Source organism: Catenovulum agarivorans YM01, from assembly GCF_000281085.1.
Taxonomy (GTDB): Bacteria; Pseudomonadota; Gammaproteobacteria; order Enterobacterales; family Alteromonadaceae; genus Catenovulum; species Catenovulum agarivorans.
Genome location: NZ_JH767527.1, coordinates 169,621 through 182,283 on the forward strand (window position 1 = coordinate 169,621; position 12,663 = coordinate 182,283).

The window sequence follows — 12,663 nt, forward strand, 5'->3', positions numbered from 1 at the left end:
AGAGGTTGTTATGACCAAATCATTTGAGCAGATTGACAAAGTTGACCTAGAGGTTGAGCTTGTCATGACAACTTTAAAACAGATGTTTGGATACGACTTTAGTGGTTACAACCGTGCCCCTTTAAAAAGCCGGTTACTGAGTTTTTGCAAAGAGTATCAAGTGGATTCTGTTATTGATATTGTCAAACCTTTACTGCATTCACCTTCTATCAGTAAAGAGCTTATCTCATATTTAACCGTCACTGTAACTGAAATGTTTCGCGATCCTGTGTTATACCAGTTTCTACGAGAGTATTTGCCTGAGTATTATCAAACTAAGCCCTATGTCAAAATTTGGCACATCGGCTGCTCTAGTGGTCAAGAAGTTATATCACTCTCTATTTTGTTACAGGAGCTCAATCTACTGGGAGGAAGTAAAAGGTACGCTACTGATCTCAATCCAATGGCATTAGAAAAAGCCAAACGTTCAAGTTACCAATTAGCCAATTTAAAACTCTATATTAAAAATTACCTAGCGAGTGGCGGAAGTCACGAATTTTCAAAGTATTATGTGGTAGAAAATGACTCAGCAGTTTTTTTACCTCAGTTGGTTTTCGACGTAAAATTTGCTCAACATGATATTGTGGCAGAACCCGCTTTTACAGGCGCTGATATTATATTTTGCCGGAATGTAATGATGTATTTTACCCCGCAGCAACATCTTGCGGTTGTTAACAAATTAGTCGCTGCTTTACCTAAAGGTGGGCTTTTGTGTATTGGATTACAAGAATATATACCGGATGAGGTGAAAGCTTTACGCAAATTGAAACATGGAGTGCCTATCTATGAGCGAATTGCCTAACACAAATAAAGGTCTAGTGGTTATCGGTGGTTCCGCAGGGTCTACTGAAGAGATCTACTACTTACTCAAACATCTAAATGGCACACTAAGAAAATCAATTGTTATTGTCGTTCACGGCAAACCGATTTATTCCATTGTTACAGACTGCAATTGGACAATTTCAACCAACTTGAATTTCGTATTAATTGGCCAAAACCAAACAATTAAACCAAACACCGTTTATTTTGCACCAGATGGTTATCACACCTTAGTTGAGAGCCAGAGTATGTTTTGTTTAAGTGTTGCACCTTTGCTGCATTATTGTCGTCCGTCAATTGATTTATTGTTTACGTCCGCTGCTGCTGTCTTTAAACACAAGTGTACCGGAATTATTTTGTCTGGCGCTAATCAAGATGGCTGCGCAGGTATGCAGGAAATTTTACGCCAAGGAGGCAATACAATTACGCTTGCCGCAACTGAAGCCTCTCAACCATATATGATCAACGTCTGTATTGAACATAGGGCGGTCAGTATGGTGATGAGTAAAGCTGAGTTAGCAAACTTTTTAACCGGAGTATAATTATGGACGAACGTATCGATATTTTATTGGTTGATGACAAAGCAGAAAATTTGCACGTGTTAAAAAAGTTATTAACTTCGATTCAAGCGCAAATTCACTCGGTGCAGTCAGGCAATGATGCGCTAAAATTTACCCTGCATAATAATAACTTAGCCTTGATACTGTTAGATTTAAATATGCCAGATATGAATGGCTATGAAGTAGCGGAGTTTTTGCGAGAAGATGAACAAACCAAACATATTCCCATCATTTTTTTAACTGCAGAAGATGAAGATTCGATTGATATTGAACGTGCATACAAGTTTGGTGCAGTAGACTTTATTTTTAAACCTATTAATCAAGCCATTTTGATAAGCAAAGTGAATGTATTTGTTGAGTTAAAAAAGAAGGAAATTTCACTGCAACAAGCAATCGCCCACTTGGACACTTGGAAAGATTATTTTGCTTATATATTTAATAATGTGCCTATCGCTATAGTGGTCGTTGACAACCAAACCTCTAAAGTTGATTTAGCCAACAACGCGGCTTTGTCGTATTTTTGTGATATTGCTTCAATCGATGGACAGATTGAGAAAATAAAACAACATCCAGACTATGATCAAACTCAAAGCAGTACTCATTTTATTTGTGATGACGTTAAGGTTGCTGCGAATAACAATGTATACACTTTTTCGGTCTCAACAGAAATGATTGAAACACCGACGGGCTTTAAACAATTATTTGTTTTTGATGATGTTACTGCCGAGCAAAAAGCTAAACAAAGCATAATTGAAGCGAAAGAGGCGGCAGATGAAGCTAATCACGCCAAAAGTGCATTTTTAGCTAACATGAGTCATGAAATCAGAACACCTTTGAACGGGATTTTAGGCATGTCGTCGTTGTTATCCCGCACTATGTTAGATGATAAACAACGTGAATTTATCAAAACCATTCAATTTAGTGGTGAGCACCTCTTATCCATAATCAATGACATTTTAGATTATTCAAAAATTAATGCAGGTAAGATGTTGCTGAATAAATGTGAAGTTGACATCTCAGAGTTAATTGAAGGCGTTGTTAGTTTATTTGCCACAAAAGCCAGTGAGAAAAAAATAGAGCTCACTTACTTATTAAACCAACAAGCAAAAATAACCTGTTCTTTAGACGAAATGCGTTTTCGGCAAATTTTAGTGAATTTAGTCGGTAATGCCATTAAGTTTACTGAACAAGGTGGTGTGCACATCAATTGTGAATATCACACCGAATCGTCTAGTCTAATCGTAAAGGTGCAGGATACTGGTGTTGGGATTGAAGCGGAAAAACAAATATTATTATTTGCGCCCTTTGTTCAAGCTGAGAGCTCAACAACAAAAAAATTTGGTGGAACAGGGTTAGGTTTAGCCATTTCTAAAAAGTTGGTTGAGTTAATGGGCGGTAAAATTTCGTTAGAAAGCCAAATTGCTGTCGGCACTGTGTTTACAGTGCAAATTCCAATTGTCGCTATTCAGCCGTCGCCCAAACGTTATGCCAAAGGACAACTGCCTGAACTGGTTGGTAAAAAAGTTGTGGTATTGGACGACAACTTAACGAATTTGATGGTATTGGAGCAGTATTTATTAGAATGGGGAATGGAAGTATACAAATACAGTAAGTTTGAAGATTTAAAACATGCCAAGATAAATTTAAACGATATTGATGTAATTATTTTGGATTATTGTATGCCTCAATATGATGGCATTGACGTTGCCAATTATCTTATTGAAAGTCTGGCTGATGGCTGTCCGCACTTACTGTTATGTACGTCAAACGAAGAAGTTAACTGTGCTCCTGAGATGTTTTCAGGATTGATGTTAAAACCGATTAAAGCTTCGGTATTGTATGACCAACTAATTGAGCTTTTTTACCAAGGTTGGAAAGCTGAAGAGGCAGAAGATACAATTGCTCAACCAGCTATTGATCACAGTCCTCTTAAAACCTTAAGTATATTGGTTGCAGAAGATAACGAAGTGAACCGCGAGTATCTTAACTACTTGTTGTTGGAAATTGGTTGTAGTGCCGACTTTGTTACAAATGGGCAGCAGGCTATTGATGCTGTCTGTAAGAAAGAATTCGACGTAATCTTAATGGATGTGCTGATGCCTGTGATGGATGGTTATCAAGCATCTAAACAAATTAAATCAATTTTTAATCAGCAAGCTCCTTACATTATTGCAGTGACAGCCAATGCTTTATCTGGCGACAAAGAAAAATGTTTAGCTGCGGGTATGGATAATTACATTAGCAAACCAGTTGAAGAAAAACGTTTGTTTGAACTATTAATGCAGGTTCAGCAAAGAAAACAACAACCAATAAATGACCTTGCAAAAGATGTAGAGCAAAAAACAGCTACCAATCTAAACGATGATCTTGAGTCACCTTTGTTATTGGTTGAAATGACACGTTTCAGCGGTATTCCGTTAGATTTAAGGAAAAAATTAATGGATATGTTCGAGCAGCAGACAATTGAAGGCTTAACTACTTTAGAAAGTGCAGCTCAAACTAACAATTCGCAACAACTCAAACAAATAGCGCATAAGCTTAAAGGATCATCAGCTAATTTAGGTTTTGAGCAGCTCGCCCATCTATTAAATCAATTACAATTGAGTGGGGAAAACCAACAGTCAGTCAGCCGCGACACAATCAAGCTTCTTAATGCTGTTTATCAGCAAACTTTGGACCAAGCAAAATCAGCAATAGCAACGACTGCCGAGGAGGAAGAATAAATCTTATAGTAAAATTGATATAAAGATGAAGAGGTTGGGTTAGCCCGAGTGTTCAAAGGTTAAATTCTGTCCGTTATTTCCTTGCTACCCCTTAAATCTATTGCTAACTTTTAAGTTACATCTACCGAACAGGGAGTAATGTTATGCCTAATATATTATTGGTGGAAGATGAACCTATCGCGCAGGAAATTGTAAAAGAAACTTTTCGTGCAGAACCGCACATTAAATTGGTGATTGCTGAAACGGCAACCGCTGCCTATACACAAATTAATCAACAAGAATTTGATCTAATTTTATTGGATATTAATTTACCCGATGGTTCTGGCGTCAGTATATTGGAGTTAGTCAGAAGTAAGTATAACCAAATCACTTTACCCGTCATCATGGTTAGCGCCAGCCGGATCAACCGGCAAATCATCACTTGTTTTAAATTAGGCGCAAATGATTATGTAGCTAAGCCAATCGATATACAAATTTTACATGCTCGGGTAAAAAACCTATTAACAACCAAAAAGTTGGATGACGATTGTAAAAAGGCGAATGAAAGATTTAGTTTAGCTGCTATGGGAGCTAATGATGGTTTGTGGGATTGGCTGATTAGTTCAGACGAAGCATTTTTTTCGGTGCGTTGGAAAAAAATGCTGGGATATGAAGAAACTGAATTCCCAAATAAGTTCGAATCTTTAGTCGCGCGTATTCACCCGAATGACACATACGAATTTAATCGCTGTTTACGTCATCATTTAGAAGGAATATCAGAACATTTTACTCAAGAATGCCGTATCCAACATGCAGATGGGACATATCGCTGGATGATGATCCGCGGCGCAGCCATCCGCCATAAAAATGGTAAAGCCTACCGAATGGCGGGATCTATGACGGATTTTACCAATAGAAAAATTATAGACCCAATAGCAGATGTACTTAATCGCTCCGCTTTTATCGACCGAATGGAGTTATTGCTTATCGCTTTAAAGGAAGAGCAGATACAAAACTTTAATGTAATCGTGGTTTCGTTAAACAGGTACAAACTCATACGTGATTGTTACGGTCATCACTTTTGTGACCGTTTGATATACGAAGTGGCAAGTATTTTATCTGCTATCGTCCCTCCGCAAGAAAGTTTAGCCAGAGTGGATGATGAGAAATTTGCGCTAACAGTACAAAATACCGCGAGTGCAGATGCTTGTGTTGATATTATTGAACAAAGAATTAACCCAGCACTAAAAACGCCATTGCTTATTGATGACAAAGAAATTCATTTAACCTTTTCAAGCGCAATTGTTGCGGAAACACAAAGTTACTTAAACGCTGCCGACATTTTACGTGATGCTGACATTGCTTTAAACGATGCTTGGCTATTACGTAATCAGCAAATTGCGATATTTCAGCCTAAGCTTCAAGCAAGCTTAAAAGATAAAGCTCAGTTAGAGGAAGACTTACACAAAGCAGTTGAATTGCAGGCTTTTGACGTTTATTACCAAGCGAAAGTAGACTCAAACGGCCAAATAATTGGCGCTGAAGCTTTGGTGCGCTGGCCCCATCCAACTAGAGGCTTGGTGTCACCAGCGGATTTTATTCCGATAGCCGAAGAAACGGGGTTAATAATTGAAATAGGCAAATTGGTGTTAACCAAAGTGTGCAATCAGCTACAAAAATGGTACAGGCAGGGAACAAAAATACCTGTTGCGGTTAACTTATCTGCTCGCCAACTGATAGATCAAAACCTACAAGATGATATCTTAAATCTTTTGCACCAATGCCATATACCGAATGAGTTATTGGAATTAGAAGTAACAGAAACTTTGTTACTTGAAAATCTCGATTCTGCTTTGCCTGTATTAAATACCTTCCATAGAAACGGCATAAAAGTCTCCATTGATGATTTTGGTACAGGTTATTCATCTTTAGCCTATTTAAAATCGCTACCTTTGAATACGTTAAAAATAGATATGTCGTTTATTAAAGAGTTACCAAACAACGAAAATGATTGCGCAATCGTTGAGGCCATTGCTTACATAGCTAAAGCACTCGGCCTATCTACCATAGCTGAAGGGGTCGAGACCAAAGCTCAACTGAATTATTTGCAGAGTTTAAAAATTAATTGTTTTCAAGGTTATTATTTTTATAAACCTTTACCAGCAAAAGAATTTGAACACGCAATGTTACAACAGATAACACATGAATATATCAACTAAGCTGTTATACTTAATTTAACAGAGTAGTTATGGTTGATTTAATATTATGTACATATTTAACAGACGCTTAGCACAAGTTTTATCTTGTTTGGGTTTAATATGGGGATTGTCGGCTTGCAGTACTGTACCAAAAAATTTGCAAGTGGCTGACAACGTTAAATTAGTGAGTTTCGACGATGCCAGTAAACAAGGCAATCAGGTTGTTGGTGAACAGGCTAGATGGGGCGGTGTTATTGTTGCGGTAAAAAACTTACAGCAACAGACAATGTTAGAGCTTGTTCATTACGAAGCTTATAGTAGCAGTAAACCAAAAGTTACCGATGAATCAAAAGGTCGATTCCGCGTTTATGTAAAACAGTTTTTAGAACCGGGCATTTTTAAATCTGGCCGTATGGTGAGCGCTTTGGGTTCAGTAGCACCGCCCGAACAAGGTAAGGTTGGTGAATACGAGATAAGCTATCCTGTGCTCAATAATGCTGAGGTGCATATTTGGCCTGAGGCCAAAGAAATAGAGAGCCGAGCAGATTTATGGGCAGATCCATTTTGGCCATATTCTAGTCATTGGTATTGGCGTAGGTATCATTATTTACACCCTTATTACATACCGACGGATAACAAAAAACGTCAGCCAAAGAAAAAATCGTCGACGCGCGAATAATGAGTATAGGTAGGTAAATGCCCACATCACTTATCCAGCAGACTTGCCTTCTAAATCATGGCAAGTCTGTTTGTTATTTGAGTAATTTTAATCTCGCAAATATAGACTCTAATATACCGACAATAGTGTGCATTCATGGCTGGTTAGATAACGCTGAAAGCTTTTTACCTATGAGTGAGTATTTTAGTGAATATCAACTGATTATTATTGAATTGATTGGTCATGGGCATAGTGATCACAGAAGTTTAGATGCGCACTATCATTTAATAGACTGGGTTTATGATTTAAAGTTGTTTTGCCAACAACTGAACTTGCCGCCGTTTTATTTGATTGGGCATTCGTTAGGTGGGGCTGTGTCTACTATTTTTGCCGTGAGCGAGAGTGATTTTGTTAAGTCGCTGGTTTTATTGGAATCTCCTGGTGCTTTTACCCAACCTGAGCGTGAATTAGCCACAAATATTCATTTAGCTTTTGAAAGTCGGATAAAAATGGCGGAAAAACGAACTAAGTCGTCGATTAAAAAGCCGTTAAATCTACTTCCGGCATTAATACAAATGCGAGTGGAAAAAAATCAGCTTGAAGCGCATTTTGCCCAAGCACTGATCGAGAGAAATTTATACCTTGAACACAATTGTTTTAGTTGGCGCAGCGACCAAAGGCTGCAAACACTATCACCTATTCGGCTAACACCAAATCAAGCACAAGAGCTACTAAGCAGTATCTTTTGTCCAATCCATGTGTGTTTGGCCAAACAAGGTTATACAGTTATTCGGAAAACGGTAGAGCAATATATTCAATTTGCAAAAAAAGCGTTTGTAAAAGAGTTTTTAGGCTCACATCATTTTCATATGCCACAAGCCCAAGCAGTTGCGGAATATATAAAAACACAGGTTATAAAGGAACCGGAGTTCTAAATGGAACCACAAATTTTAATAAAAATAGCCAATACACAAATGCCATTTGGTAAATACAAAGGAATAGACTTGATAAACATTCCTGAAGAATACTTTTTATGGTTTCAAAATAAAGGATTTCCGCCAGGTGAGCTAGGCGAATTAATGGCTATGACTATGGTGATAAAAATCGAAAACTTATCTCATTTAATCAAACCGTTAAAACGCTAATTCGCTAAACAAATGTGTTAAAATTCCGCTTCAAATTTTTACTGGGTTTTGAGGATTGTTTATGGCGGGTTGGCAGTTTTGGGTAGATCGCGGTGGTACATTTACAGATATAGTAGCTGTTAAACCAGATGGCACTTTGATAACCCATAAACTCTTATCTGAAAATCCAGAACGTTATGCAAACTCTGCAGTGCAGGGTATTCGTGATTTACTTGATTTAAGTTACGAACAAGCCATTCCAAATAAAATTATCGACAGTGTTAAAGTTGGCACAACAGTCGCTACCAATGCGCTACTTGAGCGTAAAGGTGAAAAAACAGCCTTAGTGACAACTAAAGGTTTTAAAGACAGTTTAAAAATTGCTTATCAACATCGCCCAGATATTTTTGCTCAACAAATTATATTGGCGGATACTTTGTTTGCGGCCGCGTTCGAAATAGCTGAACGCATTGATGTGCAGGGAAATATAGAGCAATCGTTAAATCTTGAACAAGCTCGTCAACTATTCAATCAGATAAAACAACGAGGTTTCGATGCAATTGCGATTGTGCTAATGCACAGTTGGATCAATCCTCAGCATGAACAAGCGCTAGAATTGTTGGCTAAAGAGGCCGGTTTTACACAAATTTCGCTTTCGCACAAAGCCAGTCAAACCATAAAACTTATTCCACGCGGCGATACCTGCGTTGCTGATGCTTATTTAACGCCAGTCATGCAAAACTATGTTAATCAAATTGCCGATGCATTACATGGTGTTGATTTATATTTTATGCAATCAAATGGCGCTTTGACACAGGCTGATTTGTTTAAAGGTAAAGACGCAATTTTATCTGGTCCAGCTGGTGGTATTGTTGGAGCAGTTAAAACAGCACAGCAAAGCGGTTTTAATCAAATTATTGGTTTTGATATGGGCGGCACTTCAACAGACGTTTCGCATTATGCCGATAGATATGAGTTTAGCTATTGCACTGAAGTTGCCGGTGTACGTTTGGCGACCCCAATGTTAAATATACATACAGTAGCAGCCGGTGGGGGGTCTGTTTGCCAATACGCCGACGGGCGTTTTCAAGTTGGGCCTGAATCAGCCGGCTCTAACCCTGGGCCAGCCTGTTATCGCAAAGGTGGGCCGCTTACAGTCACTGACTGTAATTTAGTGTTAGGGAAATTAAATGCGGAGTTATTTCCTGTGGTATTTGGTATTAATGGTGATTTACCCTTAGATAAACAAGCGGCCATCAACAAACTTATGCAGGTGCAGCAGGCTTTGCAAATTGACAATATAAACTTGTCGTTAGTTGAAATTGCACAAGGTTTTATTGAAGTTGCGGTTGATAATATGGCGCACGCAGTTAGACATATTTCCACCAAAAGAGGCTACGACTTAACCGAATATGCGTTAAGTTGTTTTGGTGGTGCAGGTGGGCAACATGCTTGTTTGATGGCTCAAGCGTTAGGCATGAATAAAGTGATTATTCATCCATATGCCGGTGTGTTATCCGCGTTTGGTATTGGTTTGTCTGACCAAGGTGTTGGTGCTGAGTTTAGTGCACAGCAAGAGTTGTCTGAATCAAATTTAATTGCACTGGCTAGGCAAATCCAAGCTAAACAGGCGCAATTTATTAAACAAATAAAACAACAAACAGCGGCTAAAAATATTGCCGATGATAGTTTTGTCACTAAAGCTAAATTATTAGTTAAGTACCAAGGCGCAGAAGTTAGATTTGAAGTTGATTACGCCAATAATATACAAACCATCCAAGATAAGTTTGCAGAGCAACACCAAAACCAATTTGGTTATGTACAGCCCAACACCGGCATTTTGATTGATGCTTATGTCGTGGAAGTACACTTACAATCGCAAGTTGATTTAAATAACACTGACATTCAAGTTGAGCCTCTGTCAAATCAAGTTCAGTTATTTGAATCTGCTGAATTTAACGTTTATCAACGAGATAAACTTAGCACAGCGCAGGTTATTCAAGGGCCGGCGTTAATTGTTGAAAAAACAGGTTGTAATGTAATTGAAGCCGGATGGCAGGCTAAACAACTAGCAGATAAATCATTATTGTTAGAGCGGGTAGCCACAGAAAATGCTACTTTCACGCAAACGCCAGCTGTCGACACTCAAATTGAAATTAGCCCAATTAAACTCGAAATTTATAACAACTTATTTATGTCGTTTGCTGAGCAAATGGGTGAAGTGCTGGCAAGAACTGCTCATTCGGTGAATATTAGAGAAAGGCTAGATTTCTCGTGTGCTATTTTTAATCAGAACGGTGAGCTTATTGCCAACGCGCCGCATGTACCTGTGCATTTAGGCTCTATGTCACATAGTGTGTTAAGTGTTATAGAGCAGCACAAGTATACAATGCAAGCAGGTGACAGTTATTTAATTAATTCACCATTTTTAGGTGGTACACATTTACCTGATTTAACTTTAGTTACACCGATATTTTATCAATCTACCAACCCTGTTTTATATGTTGCCTCACGTGCACATCATGCCGATGTTGGTGGCATTACCCCAGGTTCAATGCCCGCAGACAGCAATCATATTCAACAAGAAGGTTTGTTGTTTGATGGTTTAAAAATCGCTGAACAGGGCAAATTATTAGTTGATCATGTACAGCAAGCTTTTGCCCAAGGCGAATATCCGGCACGTAATATTAAACAAAATATTGCCGATTTATCCGCTCAGTTAGCTGCGAATAAAGTCGGTGAAAAAGCCTTAATTGAGTTTGTTGAAACGCAAGGTTTAGTTGCTTGTAATCAAATTTTAAATGCAATTTTAGCCAACGGTGAGTTAGCTGTTAGAAACGCGCTACAAAGCCTAAACTCAGGAACTGCACAATTAACCATGGATTGTGGAGCGACTATTTGTGTTGATATTAAAATATCGGGTGATAGTGCAATTATTGACTTTAGTGGGACAAGCGAACAACAAAATTCGAATTTTAATGCGCCGCGCTCTATTACAGATGCTGCTGTTATTTACGTATTTAGATGTTTAGTTGAAAATGCCATTCCGTTAAATGCTGGCTGTATGCGACCGTTAACTGTTGTAGTACCGGAAAAGTCTATGTTGAACCCTGAATATCCCGCTGCTGTGGTTGCTGGTAATGTTGAGGTTTCACAAGCTGTCGTATCAAGTTTGTTTTTAGCGTTAGGCAAACAAGCATGTTCTCAAACCACTATGAATAATCTGTCATTTGGCAATGCTGAATATCAGTACTATGAAACTTTAGCGGGTGGGACTGGTGCTGGTATTACGCCTCAAGGTGTTGTTTATGCAGGGCAAGACGCTGTACATAGCCATATGACTAATTCACGTTTAACAGATCCTGAAATACTCGAACAAAGATACCCTGTTAAATTGAGGCAATTTGCCATTCGAGCAAACTCGGGTGGGAAAGGGCAATTTAATGGTGGTAATGGTTTAATTCGTTCAATCGAATTTTTACAGCCTATGCAAATTAATATATTGGCAAATTCAAGGTTACATGCGCCACAAGGTTTGGCTGGTGGAAGCAATGGGTTAGTTGGATGTAATTATTTAACTAGGTTAGATACCCAAGATAAAGTCGAACTAAGTTTTAATGCAAATGTAGCTGTTGATGCTGGCGATATTCTGACAATAGAAACCCCTGGAGGCGGTGGATTTGGCCAGCGGTAATTTTGTTTGTAAACAATTTGAGGTAAGCCAGCAACACAGTGCCATGAAAGTGGGGACTGATAGTCTGATTTTAGGCAGTTGGGCGTTAGCTGAAATTCAGCCCGATGCAACGGCTGATTCTTCACATTGGGTGCTAGATATAGGCTGTGGCACTGGCTTATTAACTTTGATGCTGGCGCAAAAGTTTCAATCGTCAAATCAGGTTAAGTTCATTGCGGTAGAAATGGACCAAAGTGCTTGTATTGATGCTGAGTTTAATTTTAGCCAATGTAACTGGGCTGCAAATATTCAACTGGTGAAATCACCAATACAAGATTTATCCATGGGTAGAAAATATCAGCGCATAATTTGTAATCCGCCTTATTTTGGCGCTGGGCAAACAATTCAACAAGGCCGAGCGCTTGCTCGTTTGCAAACAAATTTAGATTGGACGATTCTAGCAACACAAATTAGCCAACGTTTGGCTTTAGAAGGTATTGCTGAGTTGGTATTCCCGTTTGTCGATTTCGCGCAGGTCAAAGCTATTTTTGCTGAATATAATTTAAACTGTATTGCTGAGTTACATATTTTCCCCAAATTGTCTGATGACGTTGCTAAACGAGTGTGTATTCGGGTTAAACTATCTACTAGCTGTGGCTCAAATTTTCAGAAGCCCGATGTAGAAAAGTTGGTTATTTATGATGAACAGAGTAAATATACTGAGCAATATCGTGCTTTGTGTCGGGCTTATTATTTGAATTTTTAGTAGTTGAAGTTGCTTTAGCTGATGTGCTTAATGTGACGTTAAATCGATAGAACATAATTTTCACAAAACCGCTGTGAATACAATCCCTGTACGCTTCGCTTTTTCATCCATGAAAAAGAAATTT

9 protein-coding genes are annotated in these 12,663 nt (G+C 38.5%); all 9 read left to right on the forward strand.

What is annotated here, in order from left to right; genetic code table 11:
* The first annotated feature begins 10 nt into the window (after positions 1-10).
* Positions 11-841 (forward strand): CheR family methyltransferase, encoded by an 831-nt coding sequence (locus WSC_RS22505; protein ID WP_016955959.1) that lies wholly within the window; start codon positions 11-13, stop codon positions 839-841.
* Positions 825-1,400: a chemotaxis protein CheB gene (locus WSC_RS22510; protein WP_016955960.1), complete on the forward strand. Its 576-nt coding sequence runs from the start codon at positions 825-827 to the stop codon at positions 1,398-1,400. Before WSC_RS22505 ends, WSC_RS22510 begins: the two co-directional genes overlap by 17 nt.
* 2 nt (positions 1,401-1,402) lie before the next feature.
* Positions 1,403-4,141 carry a hybrid sensor histidine kinase/response regulator gene (locus WSC_RS24145; RefSeq protein WP_016955961.1) on the forward strand — a complete coding sequence of 913 codons (2,739 nt, stop codon included), beginning with the start codon at positions 1,403-1,405 and terminating at the stop codon, positions 4,139-4,141.
* 143 nt (positions 4,142-4,284) lie between these two features.
* Positions 4,285-6,339 (forward strand): EAL domain-containing protein, encoded by a 2,055-nt coding sequence (locus WSC_RS0110915; RefSeq protein WP_016955962.1) that lies wholly within the window; start codon positions 4,285-4,287, stop codon positions 6,337-6,339.
* A gap of 46 nt (positions 6,340-6,385) precedes the next feature.
* Positions 6,386-6,997: a Slp family lipoprotein gene (locus tag WSC_RS0110920; RefSeq protein ID WP_016955963.1), complete on the forward strand. Its 612-nt coding sequence runs from the start codon at positions 6,386-6,388 to the stop codon at positions 6,995-6,997.
* 17 nt (positions 6,998-7,014) lie between these two features.
* The gene (locus WSC_RS0110925; RefSeq protein ID WP_082196157.1) at positions 7,015-7,911 is read left to right on the forward strand and encodes an alpha/beta hydrolase; all 897 of its coding nucleotides are present in this window, start codon (positions 7,015-7,017) and stop codon (positions 7,909-7,911) included.
* On the forward strand, positions 7,912-8,121 hold the full coding sequence (locus WSC_RS0110930) for a DUF3820 family protein (protein WP_016955965.1): 210 nt from the start codon (positions 7,912-7,914) through the stop codon (positions 8,119-8,121).
* A gap of 61 nt (positions 8,122-8,182) precedes the next feature.
* Entirely contained in the window at positions 8,183-11,794 is a 3,612-nt protein-coding gene (locus WSC_RS0110935; protein WP_016955966.1) for a hydantoinase B/oxoprolinase family protein, read from the forward strand.
* Positions 11,781-12,539, forward strand: a complete 759-nt coding sequence (locus WSC_RS24150; protein WP_016955967.1) for a tRNA1(Val) (adenine(37)-N6)-methyltransferase — start codon at positions 11,781-11,783, stop codon at positions 12,537-12,539. Before WSC_RS0110935 ends, WSC_RS24150 begins: the two co-directional genes overlap by 14 nt.
* The last annotated feature ends 124 nt before the right edge of the window (positions 12,540-12,663 follow it).

Coding starts and splice junctions, on each gene's coding strand:
- WSC_RS24145 (WP_016955961.1), top strand. CDS start 1,403: ATGGACGAACGTATCGATATTTTATTGGTTGATGACAAAGCAGAAAAT.
- WSC_RS0110915 (WP_016955962.1), top strand. CDS start 4,285: ATGCCTAATATATTATTGGTGGAAGATGAACCTATCGCGCAGGAAATT.
- WSC_RS22510 (WP_016955960.1), top strand. CDS start 825: ATGAGCGAATTGCCTAACACAAATAAAGGTCTAGTGGTTATCGGTGGT.
- WSC_RS0110920 (WP_016955963.1), top strand. CDS start 6,386: ATGTACATATTTAACAGACGCTTAGCACAAGTTTTATCTTGTTTGGGT.
- WSC_RS0110930 (WP_016955965.1), top strand. CDS start 7,912: ATGGAACCACAAATTTTAATAAAAATAGCCAATACACAAATGCCATTT.
- WSC_RS22505 (WP_016955959.1), top strand. CDS start 11: ATGACCAAATCATTTGAGCAGATTGACAAAGTTGACCTAGAGGTTGAG.
- WSC_RS0110925 (WP_082196157.1), top strand. CDS start 7,015: ATGCCCACATCACTTATCCAGCAGACTTGCCTTCTAAATCATGGCAAG.
- WSC_RS0110935 (WP_016955966.1), top strand. CDS start 8,183: ATGGCGGGTTGGCAGTTTTGGGTAGATCGCGGTGGTACATTTACAGAT.